The organism is Streptomyces sp. HmicA12 (assembly GCF_000373565.1).
In the GTDB taxonomy this organism is placed as follows: Bacteria; Actinomycetota; Actinomycetes; order Streptomycetales; family Streptomycetaceae; genus Streptomyces.
The window spans coordinates 99602-120722 of sequence record NZ_KB891815.1 but is presented as its reverse complement, the minus strand read 5'-3'; the positions used below and the strand labels follow the sequence as shown (position 1 = coordinate 120722).

The 21121-nt window shown below is 71.1% G+C and carries 19 protein-coding genes and 2 pseudogenes; 9 read left to right on the top strand and 12 right to left on the bottom strand.

The window, feature by feature from the left end:
- Both B072_RS46800 and B072_RS43990 read left to right on the top strand, forming a co-directional pair.
- Positions 1–242: integrase core domain-containing protein (locus B072_RS46800; RefSeq protein WP_078506568.1), on the top strand; the 242-nt coding region annotated here is incomplete at its 5' end.
- 388 nt (positions 243–630) lie between these two features.
- Positions 631–828 (top strand): annotated as a pseudogene (locus B072_RS43990) (NUDIX hydrolase); the annotation flags it as partial.
- A 283-nt stretch (positions 829–1111) separates the two neighbouring features.
- Here the strand turns inward: B072_RS43990 and B072_RS45675 are convergent.
- Both B072_RS45675 and B072_RS0124730 read right to left on the bottom strand, forming a co-directional pair.
- Positions 1112–1704, bottom strand: a pseudogene (locus B072_RS45675) (N-acetylmuramic acid 6-phosphate etherase); the annotation flags it as partial.
- Between the two features lie 242 nt (positions 1705–1946).
- On the bottom strand, positions 1947–2966 hold the full coding sequence (locus B072_RS0124730; RefSeq protein WP_018532634.1) for an alpha/beta fold hydrolase: 1020 nt from the start codon (positions 2964–2966) through the stop codon (positions 1947–1949).
- Positions 2967–3176: 210 nt separating this feature from the next.
- Between B072_RS0124730 and B072_RS48775 the strand changes: the two genes are divergently transcribed.
- Positions 3177–3725: a hypothetical protein gene (locus B072_RS48775; protein ID WP_199791093.1), complete on the top strand. Its 549-nt coding sequence runs from the start codon at positions 3177–3179 to the stop codon at positions 3723–3725.
- Here the strand turns inward: B072_RS48775 and B072_RS0124725 are convergent.
- Positions 3630–4604, bottom strand: coding sequence for a phosphotransferase family protein (locus B072_RS0124725; protein ID WP_026246255.1), 975 nt, complete (start codon positions 4602–4604; stop codon positions 3630–3632). The two genes, B072_RS48775 and B072_RS0124725, sit on opposite strands and share 96 nt — an antisense overlap.
- 171 nt (positions 4605–4775) lie before the next feature.
- Between B072_RS0124725 and B072_RS45670 the strand changes: the two genes are divergently transcribed.
- The 3 genes from B072_RS45670 (at position 4776) to B072_RS0124710 (ending at position 6961) form a co-directional block, all read left to right on the top strand.
- The gene (locus B072_RS45670) at positions 4776–5183 is read left to right on the top strand and encodes a hypothetical protein (RefSeq protein ID WP_158689241.1); all 408 of its coding nucleotides are present in this window, start codon (positions 4776–4778) and stop codon (positions 5181–5183) included.
- A gap of 216 nt (positions 5184–5399) precedes the next feature.
- Positions 5400–5849, top strand: coding sequence for a universal stress protein (locus tag B072_RS0124715; protein ID WP_026246254.1), 450 nt, complete (start codon positions 5400–5402; stop codon positions 5847–5849).
- Positions 5846–6961, top strand: a complete 1116-nt coding sequence (locus B072_RS0124710; RefSeq protein WP_018532630.1) for an adenylate/guanylate cyclase domain-containing protein — start codon at positions 5846–5848, stop codon at positions 6959–6961. Before B072_RS0124715 ends, B072_RS0124710 begins: the two co-directional genes overlap by 4 nt.
- Positions 6962–7086: 125 nt before the next feature.
- Here the strand turns inward: B072_RS0124710 and B072_RS0124705 are convergent, their stop codons facing one another.
- The 3 genes from B072_RS0124705 to B072_RS48320 form a co-directional block, all read right to left on the bottom strand.
- The gene (locus tag B072_RS0124705) at positions 7087–7686 is read right to left on the bottom strand and encodes a dihydrofolate reductase family protein (RefSeq protein ID WP_018532629.1); all 600 of its coding nucleotides are present in this window, start codon (positions 7684–7686) and stop codon (positions 7087–7089) included.
- Complete coding sequence (locus B072_RS0124700) at positions 7683–8534, bottom strand: metalloregulator ArsR/SmtB family transcription factor (RefSeq protein WP_018532628.1); 852 nt, start codon at positions 8532–8534, stop codon at positions 7683–7685. The genes B072_RS0124705 and B072_RS0124700 overlap by 4 nt, the downstream gene beginning before the upstream one ends.
- Positions 8535–8646: 112 nt before the next feature.
- Positions 8647–8883, bottom strand: a complete 237-nt coding sequence (locus B072_RS48320) for a hypothetical protein (protein WP_158689240.1) — start codon at positions 8881–8883, stop codon at positions 8647–8649.
- A 48-nt stretch (positions 8884–8931) separates the two neighbouring features.
- On the opposite strand from B072_RS48320, the gene B072_RS0124690 reads away from it, so the two are divergent.
- Complete coding sequence (locus tag B072_RS0124690) at positions 8932–10167, top strand: GNAT family N-acetyltransferase (protein WP_018532626.1); 1236 nt, start codon at positions 8932–8934, stop codon at positions 10165–10167.
- A 52-nt stretch (positions 10168–10219) separates the two neighbouring features.
- Here the strand turns inward: B072_RS0124690 and B072_RS0124685 are convergent, their stop codons facing one another.
- From B072_RS0124685 to B072_RS0124665, 5 genes are all read right to left on the bottom strand, one after another.
- Positions 10220–11290, bottom strand: a complete 1071-nt coding sequence (locus tag B072_RS0124685) for a peptidase C39 family protein (protein WP_018532625.1) — start codon at positions 11288–11290, stop codon at positions 10220–10222.
- 98 nt (positions 11291–11388) lie between these two features.
- Positions 11389–13470: an iron ABC transporter permease gene (locus B072_RS0124680; RefSeq protein WP_018532624.1), complete on the bottom strand. Its 2082-nt coding sequence runs from the start codon at positions 13468–13470 to the stop codon at positions 11389–11391.
- Positions 13471–13505: 35 nt separating this feature from the next.
- On the bottom strand, positions 13506–14570 hold the full coding sequence (locus tag B072_RS0124675; RefSeq protein ID WP_018532623.1) for an iron-siderophore ABC transporter substrate-binding protein: 1065 nt from the start codon (positions 14568–14570) through the stop codon (positions 13506–13508).
- Between the two features lie 76 nt (positions 14571–14646).
- Positions 14647–15510 (bottom strand): ABC transporter ATP-binding protein, encoded by an 864-nt coding sequence (locus B072_RS0124670; RefSeq protein ID WP_018532622.1) that lies wholly within the window; start codon positions 15508–15510, stop codon positions 14647–14649.
- A gap of 171 nt (positions 15511–15681) precedes the next feature.
- On the bottom strand, positions 15682–16557 hold the full coding sequence (locus B072_RS0124665; RefSeq protein ID WP_043244632.1) for a helix-turn-helix domain-containing protein: 876 nt from the start codon (positions 16555–16557) through the stop codon (positions 15682–15684).
- A 215-nt stretch (positions 16558–16772) separates the two neighbouring features.
- Here B072_RS0124665 and B072_RS0124660 point away from each other — a divergent pair, with 215 nt between their 5' ends.
- Positions 16773–17570, top strand: a complete 798-nt coding sequence (locus B072_RS0124660) for a 3-hydroxybutyrate dehydrogenase (RefSeq protein WP_018532620.1) — start codon at positions 16773–16775, stop codon at positions 17568–17570.
- Positions 17571–17713: 143 nt separating this feature from the next.
- Positions 17714–19651 carry a helix-turn-helix domain-containing protein gene (locus B072_RS0124655; protein WP_018532619.1) on the top strand — a complete coding sequence of 646 codons (1938 nt, stop codon included), beginning with the start codon at positions 17714–17716 and terminating at the stop codon, positions 19649–19651.
- Positions 19652–19696: 45 nt separating this feature from the next.
- Here the strand turns inward: B072_RS0124655 and B072_RS0124650 are convergent, their stop codons facing one another.
- A complete protein-coding gene (locus B072_RS0124650) occupies positions 19697–21100 on the bottom strand; it encodes an MFS transporter (protein ID WP_018532618.1) in 1404 nt (467 codons plus the stop codon).
- Positions 21101–21121 lie beyond the last annotated feature (21 nt).

The following is a 21121-nucleotide window of genomic DNA, read 5'->3' as shown; positions in this document are numbered from 1 at the left end:
TGAGCGCGGTCGGGTCCAGCGCGGACAACGCACTCGCCGAGTCCTTCAATGCGACCTTCAAACGCGAGGCCCTGCAAGGCCGAAAGAGCTGGCCAAGCGAGCGCGAGGCTCGACTCGATGCGTTCAGATGGCTCCACCGCTACAACACCCGGCGCCGACACTCCCGCCTCGGACAACGATCACCGATCGCCTTCGAGAACGCCTTCCACCTCACATCAACTACGCTGGCACCAGCCGCATAACCCGTGTTCAGGATTCAGGGTCAAGGCCCGTTGTCATACACCCACGAGGTTGGCTTCCTCAGGAAGAGCGCCAGGTCTGTGATATTCCACAGAGACTTGTCCACAGTGTTCGCCTCCGGTTCGGTTGACGTGGAGAAGAGAACGTTAGGGAGTAGGTACGGCCGCACCAAGTCGTGAATCTGGGCAGGGCTGAGCGGGAGGTCGGCGAACTGGAGGATTCTTCAGCACGGATCCAGCACCAGGGGCCCCAACGGACCGGAACGGGCGGCAGCGGAGGTCAGCACCGAGTCAGCACGGCGGGGATCGCTGCCAACGCGAGTGCGAAGGCAGGGATCCCCTGACCAGGACGTTTGTCAATTCCTCCCATGCCTGGTAAGTGATCTTCCGTCAGTTCATGGACATCACGTTCCGGTGCCGTGCGCAGAGTAACGAGGCCTGGGTCAACGACGACGAGTCGCTCGAGGTCGGCTGGTTCGCACTGGACGCGTTGCCGCCGCTGGACGAGCACGGCTCGTTCAGGATCAAGCAGGCCATGCAGGACGGGCCGGCTTGGTTCGAGGGCGGTTCGACCGCATCGGAGCGATGAGCGGTCTCGGCCGACTCAGATCAGGCAAGCCGCCTCGGTAACTCTCAGTGCTCTCGCGTGGGGGCGTGTGGATCAGCGGCGCGTCGGCATGGGCGAGGGCCCGCCGGAGTAAGGCTGCCGCTCGTGCCGCCGTTTCCGGGGCGTCGTGGCTGTCGCAGGACTCCAGAAGACGGAGCGCGATGCGCAGGGGCCATGTGCGGGTAGAGGGGGATCCCGGGACCCGGAGTCATGAGGCGGTCGGCTCGGGCGCGCCCGACGCGGCACGGATCGACCCGCCGTGTTCCGCGAGAGTCACGATGTGCTGGGCGCGGGTGCGGAGTTTCTCGTTGGTGGCCCGGAGGTCGACCATGAGATTCCCGTAGGTCTTGCCGAGCTTGATCATCGTGACCGTGGACGGGCGTCGACCACCAGCTTCTGTGCGGTGCCCGCCCTCAGACGGGTGGAGCCGGTGATGAGTTCGGGACCCACGACGATCTCGATGGCGATGTCCGCGGCGTCGCCCAGGGCAGAGTCCGGGCTGCAGGGAAGGCCGATCGGCGCGGCTCCGATCTCCCGGGCGTAGGTGACGCCCGCGACGGCGTACGGGGTTTGCCCGCTCGCGGCGATCCCGCAGACGACGTCCCCCGCGGTGAGTTCGATGGCGCGCAGCTGCTCGACCGCGGCGTTGCCGTCGTCCTCGGCGTTCTCCACCGGCAGCGTCACCGCTCGCGGACCGCCCGCGATCGGGCCGACGACCTGGCCGGGGTCGGTGTTGAAGGTGGGTACGCACTCGCTGGCGTCGAGGACGCCGATGCGGCCGGCGGTGCCGGCGCCGAGGTGGACGAGACGGCCGCCGGCGGCGAGCCGTTCGGCGATGACGTCGGCGGCGCGGGCGATGACGACGGATGCAGGAGGGCCGGGGCGCACGACCGGGCGGGTGTGTGCTGGGCGGATGGGGCGTCACGGGACTTGTGCGGCGGGGGCGAGGGCATCGCCTCCGCCCCCGCCGCACGGAGTCCTCGATGGTGCACAGGATCCGGGTCACCTCGATGCCGTCCTGGCCGGTGGCGAGGACCGCCTTGGCGAAGACGACCGTGTCCACGAAGTAGGCGATGGCCGGACCGCCCTGGCGGTCGCCCTCACGTCGCGCTGCGTTCGCTGGCCTCGCGGTACTCGCGTTCCGCGGCCTGCGCGTGCGGCTCCTCCGGTCGTCCTGTGCGGAGGAGTTCGCGCCATTGTTCGACGCTCCAGTCGCTGGGCGTGGTGGTGGCGATGAACTCCTCCAGAACCCGGATGAACCGCGCCGGGTCGGCATGGTGCGGGAAGTGCCCGGCGCCCGGGAAGATCTCCAGTCGGCTTCCGGGCATCGCCCGGTGCGCGATGTGGGCGTGCGCGATGGGCAGCACGCTGTCGCGGTCGCCCCAGACGAGGAGCGTGGGTACGCCCTGGGCCAGGTAGCAGCGGTCCAGCATGGTGACCACCTGACCCCGCCAGTCGACGACGGCCCGCAACGTGCGCGTGAAGGCATTGCGGGAGTTCTGGTCGGGCAGGGCGTCGACCAGGTTGACGAGGTCGACCGCGTCCAGACCGAGCCCGGTGTCCAGGAGTTGGAGGGCGCGGATGACCGCGGCGACCTGCAACCGCGCGCCGGGCACCTTCAGCAGGCCGAGCGCGAGCCCCGCGCCGGGCAGGGTCGCGGCGCGCAGTACCGGGGTGACCTGGCGTCCGACGCCGCCGGTGGAGATCAGGACGAGCCGGTCGACGCGCTCGGGGAACTGGTACGCGAACTGCATCGCGACGCCGCCGCCGAAGGAATGGCCGACGAGGGTGACGCGTTCGACGCCGAGTACGCCGAGGAGGTCGCGCAGCCCGTTCGCGTACGCGGCGACCGAGTAGTCGGCGCGCGGCTTGGCCGAGTCGCCGTGACCGAGCAGGTCGGGGGCGATGACGGTGTGCCGGCGCGCGAGGGTCTCGATGCAGTCCTCCCAGTGGGCGGAGGTCGCCCCGATGCCGTGGATGAGCAGCACGGCCGGGCCCTTGCCGGTGATCCGGTAGGCGCGGCGGTGGCCATGAACGGCGGAGAAGGCGAGCGTGCCTTCGGTGTCCGGCGCGCACACGGCACGTACGGCGGAGCCGCGGATCGGAATGATGTGCGCCATCGCCGTTCTCCCCGTGAGCAGTTGTCCGCCGGCGCCTGTGCGGGTTCCTGGTGTTCAGGACTGGTACGCCGAGTGTACGAAGCGAGACGCGGCCGAGGGTTTCGTGCCGGTTGCCGGAGGATTCCGTTCTCGGGGTCGCGCGTCGACGCGCCATCGTTCGTGCACGGGGAAGCAGATCTCGGAGACGCGTGGAGTTCTGGATGGGCCGCGATGCGCGATCGACCCCGTCCGCCCCTGGTCGGCCATGCCGTGATCGGCGAGGCTGGGAACATGTTGCTGCCCGTCACCCGTGCGAAGACCGAGATGATCGAGGTCATCCGCATCACGAACCCCGCACGGCACCTCACTTCGAAAGACCTGGTCGGCGACAGCGTCGAGATCTGGGTGGAGGACCAGGCCCGGCGGGCCCTGGACCTGATCACCGGTCTTCCCGGCGACGAGAAGTACCGGTGCTTCGTACCGGGCTGGGGAGTCCGGGCACACAGCTTCACCGAGCAGCTCTTCGAGATCGCCTTCTGTTTCAGCTGCCACGCCGCCCGGCTCTGGGGGCCGGACGTCCCGCTGGAACAGCAGCACCAGACATTCGACGCCGAGAGTCCCGCGGCCCGTGAACTCCTCGCCTGGTTCCGTGCCTGCCTGACGGAAGGTGAGGCACCCGGGGATTCAGGTGTGGACGAGGTCCAGCGCCTGCCTCAGGTTGTGCTCGGCGATGCCGGCCATGAACGCCCGGTCGGGGAAGTCCCCGTCGAGCAGCCGTAGCGGACCCGCCGTCAGCGAGAGCCGCTGCGCGAGCATGTAGAGCGCGAGCCGGTCCTCGTCCAGGCCGTCCACCTCCAGCGGCCGGTAGGCGTCGTGCAGGCGGATGCGCAGAAACACGTGCTCCCACTCGACGTCGAAGTACATCGATCCCTCGATGTCGATCGCGACGGGGCTCCCGTCCGTGTCCACGAGCACATGGTCGGGCCCCAGTTCGCCGTGCACGACCGCGTACTCCGCGCGTGGTCGCACCGCCGCCGCCAGGCTCAGCAGCCGTTCCTCCAGCCGGTCCCTGGTTCCCGCGATCCGCTGATCGCGCGAGGCCGCCTCGGTCAGGTCCCGCAGCGCACGGTCGAGAACGACCCCCTCGCACGACGTACCGCGCGACGTTCCTCCCGCGTCGACCACGGCCACCTTGCCGTACGCCGGTGCCCGGTGACCCCGCATCGCCTCCAGGGACTCCGCGAGCCGGGCCATGACCGGAGCCGCCGTACGGCGGTCACGCGCAAGGAGTTCTTCCAGGTTCTCGCCCTGGAGGTCCTCGACGATCACGAGGTCGGCCGGGCAGTGGGCGCCGTCGCGGTCGACGAGGCGGATCGCCGGCACGCGGACGCCGAGCGTGTCCAGACGCGCGTGCGCGGCCTGGAAGAGGTCGAGCCCGAGGCCGGGCGAGAACGGGTCGGTGAGGTCGTCGTCGCCCTCGGCCGCCGGCCAGTAGTTCTCGGCGTCGTCCCACAGATAGGCGATCGCCGTCGTCGCGTCGTCCATCACCAGGCGGTACACGCCCTTCTTGCTGCCGCCCGCGACTCGCTCGACCGCCTCCAGCCGCCGCCCGCCGCCCAGCGCGGCCCGCGCCGCACCCGCCAACTGCCCCCGCGTCACTGCTCTGCGTGCCACGATGCGAACCGCCTCTCCGCCACGACAACCCGCGAACCCTATGGGAACGTCGGCGAAGGGGCGATCGGTTTGCTCGGGATCCGAGCTCTCGCCCGTACCTCTATCCGTTCAAGACGCCCGCACGGCTCCTCTGGAGGACGAGATATGACGAGACCGATGGCGCTGCTCCTGGTCGCGCTGGGGAGCGTCCTTCTTCTGATCGGGTGCAGCCCGTCCGGGTCCGGCTCCGATGCGGTCAGCCTCTCCGTCAGTGGTGGTTACGCCGGGGTCCGGCACGGTGTGGAGGTCACGCCCGACGGCGATGTGTTCCTGGTCGACCGTGAAGGCGACCGCGCGCAGGCCAAGAGCCTCACGCCGGCAGAGGAGACGAAGCTCCGGTCCCTCATCGAGGCTGTGGACGCTACTGCCCTTCCACCGCGGAGTGTTGACGAGGACGCCCGCGATCTTTTCGAGTACCGACTGAAGTACGACGGCCGCACGCTCGTCACCGATGGTCAGCGGGACCTGGGCCCGGCCGGCGATCTGATCGGCCATCTGGAAGGCATCCTCGCGGCGCGACGCTGAAGCACGCGAATGATGTCTCTCCAGCCGTCGTGTCTCTCAAGTGGGTTATGGGGAGCGTGAGTTGAGGTCTGCTGGAGCGGCTGGCCTTCCGTGGCCGCCCGGCGAAACTCCCTCGCGCATCAAGGATCTGATCCGGCGCTCCCGCCCCTTGCCTCGCGCCTGGACTGCGCCATACCTTACTTCGGAGTAAGTTGACTCTCTAGTAAGGAGGTTGGGTTGGACGCCTACCGGATTGTCATGGTCGGTACGGACGGCTCGGAGTCCTCGTTCGCGGCGGTCGAGGCGGCGGCCCGGCTCGCCGCCGCCTGCGGGGCCGAACTCGTGATCGCCTGCGCGTATCTGCCGATGCGGGGACGCGAACTCGACCTCGCGAAGGACCAGTTGGGGGCCGAGGCGTATCAGGTGGTGGGCTCGGCGCCCGCCGAGGACACCCTGCGTACGGCCGGGGACCGGGCCCGCGCGCAGGGAGCGGCGAACGTACGGACGGTCGCCGTGCAGGACGAACCGGTCGCCGCGCTGTTGCAGGTCGCCCGGGAGTGCCCGGCCGATCTGCTCGTCGTCGGCAACCGCGGCCTGCGCTCGCTCGCCGGGCGCCTCCTCGGTTCCGTACCCGCGGACATCGCCAGGAAGGCGAACCTCGACGTGCTGATCGTGCACACCACATGAGCGCGGCGGGTGCGGCGGACGACGCGGTCACCGGTCCCGGCGTCGACGACCTGCGGCGCGCGGTCGAAGAGGCGCTGCTCGGGGGCGGTCCCACCTGGACGAGACGGGAGGTCGCCGAGCGGTCCGGTGTGGGGTCCGAGCGCACCGCGGAGATCTGGCGCGCACTTGGGTTCCCGACGGTCGACGACGACGCGAGGGTGTTCACCGACGCGGACATCGAGGCGCTGCGCGCGGACGAACGGCTCATCGCGGCCGGGCTCACCACCGAGGAGAGCGAGACGCTGATGGCCCGAGCCCTGGGCCATCACCTGTCCCGGCTCGCCGAGTGGCAGGTGCACACCCTCTGGGCCTGGATCAACCGTGACGCGGGCGTTCCGGGGGACGCGGTGGTGCTGGCGGAGCGGGCCGCGGCCCTGCTGCCGGAGATGGAACTGCTTCAGCGGCACGTGTGGCGCAGGCACCTCGCCGCGCACGCCGGGCGGGTGCTCGCCGAGACGCAGGAACAGGCCCTGCGCCGGCCCGGACAGCCGGAGTCGGGGAAACCGGAGCCAGGGAGAGACGAGCCGGTGCCGCCCGCCGACGGCACCGACGTCCGCGCCCGGGCCGTGGGCTTCACCGACATGGTCGGCTACACCCGCATGACCCGGGGACTCGACAACGTCGAACTCGGCCGAGTGCTCGACCGGTTCGAGAGCCTGACCGGGAATGTGGTCGCCGACGGAGGCGGGCGGGTGGTGAAGACCATCGGCGACGAGGTGCTCTTCCTCTGTGAGTCGGCGGCCGCGGCAGCCGACATCGCCCTGGAGCTGACCGCCCGGGCCGAGGCGGACCAGAGGCTGCCGCAGGTGCGGACCGGGCTGGCCCACGGCTCCGTCCTGAGCCGCTTCGGTGATGTCTACGGAGCGACGGTGAACGTGGCCGCCCGGCTCACCGCGGTGGCCCGCCCCGGCACCGTGCTGGCCAACACGACGTTCGCCGGCGAACTGGCGGGCTCGGCGGCGTACGAACTCAAGGTGCTCCGCCCCGTGTCCGTGCGCGGGTACAAGCGGCTGCGCCCGGTGCTGCTGCGGTCCGGACCCGGACCGCAGCACGCGGAGAAGGAGGATCACTGAATTCGGCGTCGCGGTGTTGCGGGGCGGGGCGGCGACCGGCGTGTTCATCCGCGGCGACGAAGCGGGCGTGACCGGCCGCCAACCCGCAGCTGCCCACCCAAGGGGCACTCCTGGGGCGCGGGCGATCAGCGGACTCGGTCGTACACGAGGGCCAGCGTGCCGTGTTCGCCCGCGGTCTCGCTGACGAGCGACCACTGTCCGGCCGGCAGGCCGTCGTCGAAGAGGCGCGGCCCGCCGCCCAGGAAGACCGGGAAGATGTTGAGCGCCAGCCGGTCGACCAGGTCGGCCGCCAGCAGTGCCTTGATGACACTCGCACTCGACAGGACGAGGATGTCGCCTCCCTCGGCCGCTTTGAGGTCGGCGACCACTTCGGCGGTCGGCTTGTCGACGACGGTCGTGCGCTCCCGCGGCGTCTTGTCCAGAGTGGAGGACAGGACCACCTTCTCGGTGTCCACAAGCCATTTCGCGAAGCCCTCGTCGCGAGGGTCGGCCCCTTCCATGCCGATGACGGTGGGCCAGAAGCCCAGGAAGCCCTCGGCGTTGACCCGCCCGAGCAGTGCGGTCGTCGCCGACGCCCACAGGCTCGACAAGTGGTCGCGGGCGGTGTCGGTGACGGCGTAGGGCATCACCCAGCTCATGTCCAGCGGGTCCGTGCCGGCGTAGTGGCCGTCGAGGGACAGGCTCATGTTCGTGACGACCCTGCGGTCGCCGCTCTGCTCGCTCATTTCGTGCTCCTTGTGTCGGTGCCGGTGTGATGCGAGTCCGCGGCGAGGGTCGCCGCGAGCTTGTCGAGGCTCTGTCCGAAGCCGAGCTCGATGCCTGCGATGAAGTCGGCCGATTCGATCGTGCTGTCGCTGATCCGGAACTGGACGTCGAGGTCCGTACCGGCATCGGTGGGCCGGAACTCGAAGGTGACATGGGAGGTGAACGCGGGACCGCCGTCGGGGAGCAGCGGGGAGAGCCGGTAGCCGAGGCGCTCGCCCGGGTGGACCTCTTCGACCAGGCCCTCCGCGCGGCCGACCACTACGTCGGAGCCGTCACGGTCGTCCGCGTCGCGGTACTCCTGAACGATCCGCCCGCCGGGTCGCGCCTCGAAGACGAGCTCGGAGACGCGAAGGTCGTCCGGCGTCCACCACTGTGCGAGCAAGGAGGCCTGCGTCAGGTGGGCCCAGAGCGCCGCGGTGTTCCCCGCGACCGAGCGGCGGAAGTGGAACGAGCGGCCGTCGGCCCACCCCTGGCTCCGGGCCGCGAGCCGCTCGGCCTCGACGCCGAGCCCGTACTCCTCGTGCGTCGCCGACGCGCCGTCGGCCTGCTCCACCGAGTCGGCGAGCCGGCTGAGCGCTTCCGCCAGCTCCCGCAGGGGGTCGGGGCGGAGCGTGTAGATGCGGCGCTGCCCCTCGCGCCGTGAACTGACGACCCCGGCGCGCTCCAGGGTCTGCAGGTGTTTGGTCGTCTGGGGCTGGCGCACTTCGGCGAGCTGGGCCAGGACGCCGACCGGGCGGGGGCGCTCGGACAGGAGGTTCACGAGCCGCCAGCGGGCCGGGTCGGCCAGCGCGGTGAGGAGTGCATCCATGACTCCTATATTCCCCTCACAGAATATTCGTGTCAAGGAATATCTCTGAGCGAGTGTTGCCGCACGACGAGTCGCCGCCGAAGACGAGTCGTCGCCGCTGCGGCGTCCCCGCTCACCTGCGGTCGAGGAAGATCCGGCCGACCTCCTCCGCCGTGTGTTCGATGTGGGTGATCAAGAGTGCGTGCTCGATGTCCGCGTCCGGCCGCCGTATCGGCACGTACCGGCGCAGCACGGTGGGGATCGGCGGGACCGCGGACGCGGCGGCATCGATCCTCTGACCTTGATGTTTACTGGTTCCGCCGGTACCTGTTGAATGATCTTCCGTCAGCTCTGGACGCGCCGTCGGCACGTCCCGCGCGAGTCACGGTGTCGGTATGTCGAGGAGGCAGCGGCGGCAATGAAGATTCGTTCCACGAGCGACCAGGACCTTCAGGTCTTCGTCGACACGATGCATGCCGCGTTCGGGCTCTTCCCGGAAACCCCGGTCGAGGACGGCGGCGGGCTGTGGTGGTCGGCGCTCGAAATGGACCGCGGCCTGCTCGCCGTGGCGGCGGACGGGCGGCCCGTCGGCACCGCGGCTTCGTACTCCTTCGAACTCACCCTGCCCGGTGGGGCCGTCGTCCCCGCCGCCGGGGTGACCGCCGTCGGTGTCCTGCCCTCGCACCGACGCCAGGGCGTCCTCAGCGCGATGATGCGGCATCAGCTCGCCGAGGTGCGGGCCCGAGGAGAGTTCCTGGCCGTGCTGCTGGCCTCCGAGGCCCCGATCTACGGCAGGTTCGGCTACGGCCCGGCGACCGGCACATCGCGGCTGACCGTGCAGCGTCACAAGGCCGCGCTCACCGCTCCCCGGGCGCGCGGCGCGGCAGACGCGGCGGTGACCGGCTCGGACGCCGGTTCGATCGAGGTGCTGCGTCGTGCCGACTGCGGCGAGCTTCTGGAAGAGGTCTACGACCGGTATCGCCGCGCCCAGCCCGGCGCGCTGTCCCGGCCGCACCGCTGGTGGGCGCGGCGCGCGGGGCAGCCCCCGATCTCACCGGCACCGCGCTACGTCGCCGTTCACCGGGACGCCGACGGTGTCCCGGACGGGTACGCCAGCTACTCGATCGGTGAGGCCCAGACCTTGACGGTCGACGAGACCATCGCCGCCGACGACACCGTGTTCCTGGCCCTCGCCCGCTTCGTCCTCGGACATGACCTGGTCTCCCAGATCGTGTTCAGGCACGTCCCGCCCGGGCACCCGCTGCGCTGGCGGCTCGCGGACCATCGGGCCGGTGAGGTGAGCGGCGACAGTGACTGGCTGTGGGTGCGCCTCCTCGACGTCCCGCGCGCGCTGACCGCGCGCGGCTGGTCCGTGGACGGCGAACTCGTCCTCGACGTCGACGACCCGTTCCTCGGCGAGGGCGGCCGCTACCTGCTGACCGTCCAGAACGGCAAGCCCGAGTGTGTCCCGACGGACCGGGAACCCGATCTCTCCATGGACGTACGCGATCTGGGCTCGGTCTACCTCGGCGGAACCGCTCCGAGCACGCTCGTGCGGGCCGGACACATCAGGGCCCACCACCCGGGCGCCGCCACCCTCGCCGACGCCCTCTTCCGCACCGAACGTCCCCCGCACTGCCTGCACTGGTTCTGACCGGGCGCGCACGTGCAGGCCCCGAAGGGGCCACGCGTGCGGCAGCGCTGCGCTAGGGGCGGCCGATGGTCACGGCACCGCGGAAGCGGTCCGCCGAGATGACCGACATCGTGTCGAGTGCGGCGTCGGGGACGGGCAGGGAGTGGGCGTCGACCCAGGTGTCCCCGGTCGCCGCGTTGGCCCACGGGTCGTCGACCACGACGGCGCCCGGTACGACGCCGTGGCAGAGCACCCAGTGCGGTACGTCGAACCCTTGCATCCCGGCGAGCGAGACCAGGAGCAGCACATGGTCCCGTCGGCCGATCGCGCTCCGGATCGCGGCGATGGACAGGGGGTACGGGTCGATCGGGACGCCGACGCGTCCGGCGTCCGCACGCGACATGCGCTGGAGGTCGGCGCGCCACTCCTGGTCGTGCTCGGGGAAGTGGTCGAGCAGGACCGGCCGTTCCGTGTCGAGGTGGACGGTGACGGAGGACGTCGGCCATGTTCGGCGCACGGCGACCCCCAGTCCCACGGGCTCGCACGAGGGGAAGTTGGTCGCCTCGCGCCACAGCGTCAGCTCCGCCCGACGGTCCAGCGCATCCTGCGACAGCACCCCCGCGTGCGCCTGCGCGATCAGCGCGGTGACGGCGCCACACGTGAAGTGCGTGGTCTGCCCGTAGTACGGGGGCTCGGTCGGCGCGTCGTCGGCCAGCCAGCGCACGTAACCGGCAGTGGGCCCTTCCGCGTCCTGCGCCCGCGGGAGGGGCGGAAGCAAGGAGACGAAATCGAGGGCAGCGGCGTCGTCCGGATTCGCCGTCCATCCTTCCCATTTGACCTGTACGAGTTCCTGGCGGCGTGCGTGGGCGACGACGGCCGTGACGGCGGCCGGCACATCGCCGACGGCATCGACGATCTTCAGATAGGCCGTGTGCGGGCGTGCCGTCACGAGCGCGGCAGCGCCCCAGTTCTCGCCGTCGTCATCGGGAACAGCCACGATGTGAGGGGCGTGGGCGGAGCGGTCGACCGCGTGCCAGCGCTCCAGCACGTCGTCGGGTGCGAGCCGCCTCAGCGGGGCCGGTGAGGAACCGGCCTCGAACGGGACGACGACGCTCTTCACGGACGTTTCCTGCGGGGACGGCATTCGGTGCTCCTGGTGGGTCGGACGGGCGAGGGGCGGGAGTGCGCCCGAAGAGGGATCGGGCCCCGGGCCGATCGGCGCGGGCGCGCGGTCTCTCGGTGTCATGCGCGGGACTTCCGCAGGACCCAGACGAAGTACGGCGCGCCGACCAGGGCGATCATGAGGCCGGCCGGCACCTGTGCGGGGGCGATGAGGGTGCGGCCGAGCGCGTCGGCGATGCACACCAGCAGCCCGCCGAGCAGCATCGAGACCGGGATCGCACGGCCGTGCCGGGTGCCTACCAACGACCGGGCGAGGTGCGGGGCGACGAGCCCCACGAAGCCGACGACGCCGACGGCGACCACACTGAGCGCCGCGAGCACCGCGGCGATCGCCAGCGCGGTGATGCGGGTGCGTTCCACCCTGACGCCGACGATGCGCGGGGTGTCCTCGTCGACGGCGAGCAGGTCGAGCCGACCGCGCATGGCGAGCAGCACGGGAAGCGCGAGCGCCAGGGCCACCGCGACCGGTACGACGTCGGGCAGCGTGCGGCCGTAGGTCGTACCGGAGAGCCAGGTGAAGATCCGGGGCGTGTTGTACGGGTCGGCGCGCAGCAGGAGGAAGGTGGTGACGGCGCTGAGGCCGTACCCGCAGCCGATGCCGATCAGCACGAACCGGTCGGGCAGGAAGCCGCCGCGCCAGGCCAGCAGGGCGATCAACGCGAACGTGGCGAGACCCGCCGCGACCGCGACCACGATGAGCATCGGCCGTCCGCCGCCCAGGCCCGACGTGACGACGCTCGCCGCGCCGAGGCCCGCGCCCGCGGTGATGCCGAGCACCCCCGGTTCGGCCAGCGGGTTGCGCACCGAGCCCTGTACGACACATCCGGCGAGGCCGAGCGCGGCGCCGGCGAGGACCGCGGAGAGCACCCGGGGGACCCGGTCGTCCAGCGCCTGGCCGATCAGGTCGGGTGCGGTGCCCTGGATCCAGAGCGCGATGTCCCCGGTCCGCAGCCAGAGGCTCCCCGCCATGACCGCCCCGAGGACCGCCCCGAGCAGGAGTGCCACCGCGCCGAGCACGACGAGCAGGTACCCGCGGCCGGACCGTACGGCGACCCGCACGCTCGGCGGTTGCCGGAGCTGCCCCGTGTCGCGAAGGCGCAGCGCGAGGACCACGATCACGACGGAGCCGAGCAGCGCGGTCGGCACACCCGTGGGAATGGCGGCGGCTCCGTCCGCGCCCTGCAACGCGCGCAGGGACGCGTCCGCGAGCAGGATGACCAGCGCGCCGACCAGCCCGGCCGCGGGCACCAGGAAGAGGTGGCTGCGCAGGGCCCTGACCCGCCCCGCGATCAGGCGGGCCAGGACGGGGGCGCCCAGGCCGACGAACGAGATCGGGCCCGCGAGGGTCACCGCCGTGCTGGTCAGAACCACCGCGCAGATCACGGCCGTCACGCGGGTGGCCCGGATCGGTACGCCGAGGGTGGACGCGGCGTCGTCGCCGAGGTTCAGCACGTCAAGGCGTCGGGACAGGGCCAGGGCGACGCACAGCACGACGGCCACCAGAGGGAAGGCACGTACCGACGCGTCGATGTTCAGCTGTGCGAGCGAACCGCTGCCCCAGGCGAAGAGACCGGTCGTGTTCTGCTTGAACAAGATGAGGAGCATTCCGGTCGCCGCGTCCAGGGCCATCGCCGTCGCCGATCCGGCGAGGATCAGGCGGGTGCCGGCGGTACCCGCGGCCCGGCCCGCGAGAAGCAGCACGAGCGCCGCCGCGACCACACCGCCGGCGAAGGCGACGGCCCCCGACGCCCACAGCGGAACGGTGAGACCGAAGGCCGCGACGAGCGTGAGCGTGAAGTAGGAGCCGGCCGTGACCGCCAGGGTGTCGGGGGAGGCGAGTGTGTTGTGCGTGACGGACTGGAGCAGCGTGCCGGCGCAGCCTAGGGCGAAGCCCACCGCCACGCCCGCGAACAGGCGCGGCAGGCGCGAGCCGGTGAAGATCTCGCCGACCGGCGCATCACCCGTGTTCTCCCGGTCCCCGGTGAGGTGGCGCAGCAGGTCACCGGCGCCCACACCCGACGTCCCCTGCGTCAGATGCCACAGGCCGACCAGGGCCGTCACGACGAGAAGGAGCGCCAGTACGGCCACCCCGGCGGGGCCGCCGCCGCGCTCCGTGCGCGGCAGCGACCCCCCTTCGGGCACCGATGTCCGTGGTGTCTTCACGTCCTGTGCTGTGCTCACTTCTGGTCGAGTACGTCGACGTACGCGTCGATCGCCTGCTCGTTGGACCGGGGACCGCCCGCGCCCCACACCCGCGCCGGGAACGCGTGGGCGCGGCCTTCCCTGACCGCCGGGATGGTCTTCCAGATCGGGTTCTTCCGCAGCGCCGCGACGTACCCGCCGGCACCCTCGTCGTTCGCGTAGAAGAGGTTGGCGTCGCCGACCGCGGTGAGTCCCTCGACGTCGGTCTGCGCGAGGCCGTAGGCGGGATCGACGCCGCCGTCCCCGTGGGCCTTGTCGATGGCCTTGGTCCAGGCGGGCTTCATGCCGAGTTCCTTGCCTATCTCGGTGAACAGCGCGCCGTCGCTGTAGGGGCGGACGGAGAGGTTGCCGCCTTCGAGCCATCCGTCGAAGAACAGGAAGTCCTTCGTCGGCAGATCGGCGTCGGCGACCTTCTGCTTCGCCGTCGCCAGGTGCTGGTCGAACTCCTCAAGCACCTGGTCGGCACGCTCGGTGCGTCCCGTCGCCTCGCCGATCATGCTGAACACCTCGCGCATGTTCCCGATCGGGTCCTTCGGGTTCGCACCCCGCGTGGCCATGACGGGGACACCTCTCTTCTCCAGCTTCTTGAGCGTCTCGTCCTTGGCGTCGAACGCCTCCACCACGATGAGGTCGGGCCTGGCCGCGTAGAGGGTGTCGAGGTCGGGCTCCTCACGAGTGCCGATGTCCGTCACCCCGCCGGGCAGCTTCTCCGCGCTGACCCACGTGCCGTATCCCTTCGCGTCGGACACCGCGGTGGGCGTGACACACAGGGTCAGCGCGTCTTCGACCTGCTGCCATTCCAGGACCGCGATCCGCTTGGCGGGCTTGTCCAGCTTCACCTGTCGGCCGACGCCGTCCTTGAAGGAGACCGGCTTCGTCGAGGTGGTCGTGGTGTCGTCCGCGCAGCTCTTCGACGCGGGCTTCGCGTCGGGGCTGCTGCCGGCCGTGGCCTTGTCGACGTCGGTCGTACCGCAGGCCGATGCGGCGAGAAGGGCGAGCCCGGTGGTGGCGGACGCCGCCAGACGGCGGGCACGGTTCATGACAAATCCTCTTTCTTGGGGTTCATCGGCTGTACGCAAAATGGCGCAGGTGAGAGGAGAAGGAGCGGTTGCCGCTTCAGGAGGCGTGACGCCCGACCGGGTCGATGCGGAGCCGGCCGGTGCGGGGGTCGACCTCGACCTCGACGCGGATGTCGTAGACCTCGCCGATGTTCTCGGCGGTGAGGACGTCGACGGGGGCACCCATCGCGTGCACGCGGCCGGAACGCATCAGGACCAGCGTGTCCGCGACACGGGATGCCTGGTCGAGGTCGTGCAGCACGATCCCCACCGCGATGCCGTGTTCCTCGACGAGATCGCGTACCAGGTCGAGCGTCTCGAACTGGTAGCGCAGGTCCAGGTGGTTGGTCGGTTCGTCCAGCAGCACGACGCCGGTGTCCTGGGCCAGACAGGCCGCGAGCCAGACACGCTGCATCTCGCCGCCGGACAGCTCTCCGACCGGTCTTGCGGCCATGTCCCGTACGCCGGTGACGCCCATGGCGCGATCGACGGCGGCCCGGTCCTCGGAGGTCGGTCCGGCGAAGCCGCGCCGGTGGGGATGGCGTCCGAACGCCACGACCTCCGCGACCGTCAGCCCCTGGGGTGCGGGCCTCGACTGGGAGAACAGCGTGACCTCGCGGGCGAATTGGCGAGGGCTGAGCAGGGCGGCGTCACGTTCGGGCCGTCCCTCGGCGGCGCCGAGCGTCACCCGGCCGTCGTCCACCCGATGCAGCCGGGAGAGCGCACGCAACAGCGTGGACTTCCCGCTGCCGTTCGGTCCCACCAGGGCGGTCGCGCGGCCGGGTTCCAGGGCGAGCGAGACGCCGTGGACGACCGGGACGCCGCCGTACCGCAGCACCAGGTCGTGCCCGTTGAGGGCGGCCACCGGTGCGGCGGGCGCCGCCACCGAACGGTCGGCGTGCCGGAAGGGGCTTGTGAACATGGAAGGGTCCGCATGGTCGGAGGGGCAGGGAGTACGGCACCCTCCGACCGGCCTGCACCGGCAGGTCCGCGAACGTTCCCACGCAGGAACAACGCCGTCCGCGGCAGGCAGCAACTAAGCTAAGGGTTACCTAACTTCGAGAAGGCTATATTCCGCTTGCCGCGTCGACAATCAGGAGTTCTGGACACCCGATACGGGATTCCGGACATCTACGGGGGTGTCTGCGCCCGCGTCGAAGAACGCGCCCGGAGTGGTTCCCATGATCCGCCGGAAGGCGGCGATGAACGTGCTGGCCTGGGCGTAGCCGAGCACCTCGGAGACGGTCAGCACGTCGAACCCCTCGGAGAGGAGCAGCAGCGCCCGGTGCACGCGCAGCATCTGCCGCCACTGCGCGAAGGTGAGACCTGTCGCCTGTCGGAACGCGCGGGTGATCGTGCGATCGCTGGTCCCCAGCCGCCGTGCCCACTCCTCCAGCGAGCGGCTGTCGCCGGGATCGTCCAGCAGCGCTTCGGCGATGGCGTCGATCCGCGCGTCGCCGGGCAGCCGCAGCGCGAACTGGCGCTCCGACGGCTGGATCACGTCGAACACGACCGCCTCGGCCCGTGCCCTGGCCGCCGTGTCGAGATCCGTGCGGGACAGGTGCGTCAGCAGCGACTCGAGCAACGGAGTCATCGCGATCGCCTTCGGTTCCCCGAACGCGAACGGTGTGCGGTCGGGAGCGAAGAACGCGTCATGGAACTTCGCCCCCGCCGTGGCCCGGCCTCCGTGCACCACGCCGGCGGGCATCCACAGCCCGTGCCCCTCGACCACGGTGAAGACGCGGTCGTCCACCCGGGAGGTCAGGGTTCCCCCGCGTACCCAGACGAGCTCGTGCAAGTCATGCGAATGTGGCGTCCACTCCGTGGGGACGCGGGGTATGTGAAACCCGGCGAGGATGGTGAAAGAGGCCGCTGACTCCTCCGAGAGCGGCACACCTTGCCGAACCGTGGTGCCGGACTCGCGCCGCCACATCCCGGGGGTCGCCTCACCGCGGGACGATCGAACCATGTGGATGAGTTTATCGGGGGCCCTATGGGGCGCGATGAACGGGCTAACGGTTTCATGACAAGTCCTGCTGTTCCAGCAGTCCGTCGCAGTTCGCGTAGAGATCCCGCACTCCCCAGATCTCTTCGGGCAGGCATGGTCAGCGGCCATGAGCGGGACACGAAGTATGGGTGCCGACCACATCGGGCGGCGTTGACCGACTGCCTAGGGTGCGGACCATGACCCCGCACACGCCTGACACCCCACCTCCCACGCCGCAGCTCACGCCGCTCGACCTCGGCGGACGCACGGCACTCGTCACCGGCGCCGCCAGCGGTATCGGCCGGGCCTGTGCGCTGCGCCTGGCCGCCGCGGGCGCCAAAGTGCGCGCGGTGGACCGGGACGCGGCCGGGCTCGACGCGCTGGCCGAAGCGGCCGTGGGCATCGAGCCGTACGTCCTGGACCTGACCGACCTCGACGCCGCCGAGTCCGCGGCGGCCGGCACCGACGTCCTCGTGAACAACGCCGGGATCCAGCTGGTGCGCCCGGTCGAGGAGTTCCCCACCGACGTGTTCCACACCGTGCTCACGGTGATGGTGGAGGCCCCGTTCCGGCTGATCCGCGGCGCGCTCCCGCACATGTACGGCCAGAACTGGGGCCGCATCGTGAACGTGTCGTCGGTGCACGGCCTGCGCGCCTCCGCCTTCAAGTCCGCGTACGTCACCGCCAAGCACGGGATCGAGGGCCTGTCGAAGACGGTCGCCCTGGAAGGCGCCCCGCACGGCGTCACCTCGAACTGCGTGAACCCCGGCTACGTCCGCACCCCGCTCGTCGAACGGCAGATCGCCGACCAGGCCGCCGCGCACGGCATCCCCGAGGAGCGGGTGCTCAGCGAGGTGCTGCTGCAGGACAGCGCCGTCAAGCGGCTCATCGAGCCGGACGAGGTCGCCGAGGCGGTAGCGTACCTGTGCACACCGCAGGCGTCGTTCATGACCGGGACGTCGATGGTCCTCGACGGCGGCTGGACCGCTCACTGAGCCACCGAGCTCTCCATCGCTGGTGGTTCGTCCATCTTTGTCGGGATCTGTGGTCGCTCGTCCGAGCGACCACAGTCTCGTGATCCTTCGAGTTGTCCACAGGGCTGGCGGGGCCGGCCGTACGGCGGGTAATCCTGTTGAGCATGTCGCACCACCATCCGCACACAGCCGCAGCCTCCGACCCGGTGGACACGGGGGACCCGCAGGCCCCGTTCCTGGAGCTGCTCGCCAGGGGCGCCTCCGCCGACGCGTACGAGAAGCCCGTGCTGCTCGCCCGCGCGGAGGGCGTGCCGCCCGCGCGGATAGCGGTCCTGGAAGCGGCCAAGCTGCTCGCGCTCGGGGTGCGCGAGGAGATGGAGGGCAGGCGGCGGCGCGAGGCGGAGCTGTCCGCCCTGTTCGAGACCGCCCACGACCTGGCGGGCCTGCGTGACCTCGACGCGGTCCTGCAGGCCATCGTGCAGCGCGCCCGCTCCCTGCTCGGCACGGACGTCGCGTACCTGACGCTGAACGACCCGGCCAGGGGCGACACGTACATGCGCGTCACCGAAGGATCCGTCGCCGCGCGCTTCCAGCAGTTGCGGCTGGGCATGGGGGAGGGCCTCGGCGGGCTCGTCGCCCAGACCGCACGGCCGTACGTGACCGACAACTACGGGCAGGACGTGCGCTTCCAGCACACCCGCACCATCGACGCCGGCGTCCACGACGAGGGGCTCGTGGCCATCCTCGGTGTGCCGCTGATGCTGGGCCCCCAGGTCATCGGCGTGCTCTTCGCGTCGGACCGTCGAGCCCGGGTCTTCGCGCGTGAGGAGATCGCGCTGCTCGGCTCCTTCGCCGCGCTCGCCGCCGCGGCCATCGACGCGGCGAACCTGCTCACGGAGACCCGCGAGGCGCTCGCCGGTCTCGAGCGGGCCAACGAGATCATCCGCGACCGCAGCGGCGTCATCGAGCGGGCGTCGGACGTGCACGACCGGCTCGCCGAGCTGGTACTGCGTGGTGGCGGCGTGCACGACGTGGCCGCCGCCGTGTCCCAAGTCCTGGACGGCACGGTGGAGTTCACCGACGCGGACACAGCACCCGCCGAAGCCCTCGAAGCCTCCCGCGCCGAAGGCCACGCGGTGCGCCGCGGCCAGGACTGGGTCGCGGCCGTCGCCGCCGGCGGCGAACTCCTCGGCGCCCTCGTGCTGCGCGGCCACCCCGGGCTCGACCCGGTCGACCAGCGCACCCTGGAGCGCGCCGCCATGGTCACGTCCCTGCTGCTGCTCGCCCGGCGCTCCGCCTCCGAGGCCGAACAGCGGGTACGCGGCGAGCTGTTGGACGATCTGCTCGACGCCCGCGACCGGGACCCGCGCCTTTTGCGTGAGCGGGCCGCCCGCCTCGACGCCGACCTGGACGCCACGCACGTGGTGCTCGCGGCCCGCCTGGAGACCGACGCGACCGACGCCGAGGAGGAGGCGGCCGCGCGCCGCCGTCTGGGCGCCGCCGCCGGGCATCTCGCCGCCACCCGGCACGGTCTGGCCGCCGCGCGTGACGGCGGGACGGTGCTGCTGCTCCCGCTCGGCGCGGAAGACACGGCCTCCGCGCTCGCGGGGCTCGTGGCCAAGCGGCTGTCCGCGGCGACCCACGAGTCGGTCACCGTCGGTGCCTCCGCGCCGGTCGCCTCGCTCGTCACCCGAGCGGAGACGGCGGCCGCGGCCTACGCGGAGGCGCGCCGCTGCCTCGACGCCCTGCGCGCGCTCGGCAGGACGGGCGAGGGAGCGGCCGCCGAAGCCTTCGGTTTCCTGGGGCTGCTGCTCGCCGACAGCCGGGACATCACCGGGTTCGTCGCCCGCACCATCGGTGAGGTCGTCACGTACGACGAGCGCAGAGGCACCGACCTCGTGCAGACCCTGGGCGCCTACTTTGCGTCCGGGATGAGCCCCGCCCGCACCAAGGACACGCTGCACGTCCACGTGAACACGGTCGCGCAGCGTCTGGAGCGGATCGGCAGCCTCCTCGGCCCCGACTGGCAGTCGCCCGAGCGAGCCCTGGAGATCCAACTCGCCCTGCGACTGCACCGGTTGGCGAGCCCGGACATACGCTGACCCCGCACGCGCGCGGCGTGCGGGGTCGGCGGACCTGCTGCGTCGTCAGACGCGGTGCGAGGCGTCGGCGGGCTGCTCCACCACGACCGCACCGGCGCCTTCGTCCTCCCTGTCGATGTCGGCCAGGTCGCGGTTCCGGGTCTCCTTGGCGACGGCGACGGCGATCAGCGTGATGACCGCGGCGGCGATCACGTAGAGCGAGATCAGCGTGGACTCGCCGGAGCTGTCGAGCAGCGCCGTGGCGATCAGCGGCGCCGGCGCACCGGCCGCGACGGAGGCGAACTGCGCGCCGATGGAGGCACCGGAGTACCGCATCCGCGTCGCGAACATCTCGGAGAAGAAGGCGGCCTGCGGGGCGTACATGGCGCCGTGCAGGACGAGGCCGACCGTGACGGCCAGGATCAGGTTGCCGAAGCTCGCCGTGTCGACGAGGGAGAAGAACGGGAACATCCACACGCCGACACCGGCGGCGCCGAGCAGATACACCGGACGGCGCCCGACCCGGTCCGACAGGGCACCCCAGGCCGGGATCACGGCGAAGTGGACGGCGGACGCGATGAGTACGGCGTTCAGCGCGGTCTGCTTGGAGACCTCGGCCGCCTGGACCGCGTAGACGAGGATGAAGGCGGTGATGACGTAGTAGCTGATGTTCTCGGCCATGCGGGCGCCGATGGCGACGAGGACGTCGCGCCAGTGGTGGCGCAGCACGGCGACGAGCGGCATCTTCTCCACCACGTCGCTGTCGGCCGCCTTGCGGGCCTCGGCGCGGGCCAACGCGGCCTTGAACACGGGCGATTCATCGACGGACAGGCGCACCCACAGACCGACGATCACCAGCAGGCCGGACAGCAGGAACGGAATGCGCCAGCCCCACGCGGTGAACGTGGCGTCGGACATCAGCGCGGTGAGCGCCGACAGCACACCGGTGGCGAGGAGTTGCCCCGCGGGCGCTCCGGTCTGCGGCCAGGAGGCCCAGAAGCCCCGGCGCTCGGCGTCCCCGTGCTCGGAGACGAGCAGCACGGCTCCGCCCCATTCGCCGCCGAGGGCGAAGCCCTGGATCAGGCGCAACGACGTCAGCAGCACCGGCGCGGCCGAGCCGACCGTGGCGTGCGTGGGCAGCAGCCCGATGGCGAAGGTGGCGCCGCCCATCATCAACAGGCTGATCACCAGCAGCTTCTTGCGGCCGAGGCGGTCGCCGTAGTGGCCGAAGACCAACGCGCCCAGCGGACGGGCGGCGAACCCGACGGCGTACGTCAGGAAGGAGAGCAGGGTGCCGACGAGCGGGTCGGAGCCGGGGAAGAACAGCTTGTTGAAGACGAGCGCGGCGGCGGAGCCGTACAGGAAGAAGTCGTACCACTCGATCGTGGTGCCGATCAGGCTCGCCGCGACAATGCGCTTGAGGTGGCTCGGTGCTGTCGGAGTCGGCGGAGCGGATGCTGCGGAGGCCATGTGCACCACTTCCAGGCGGGG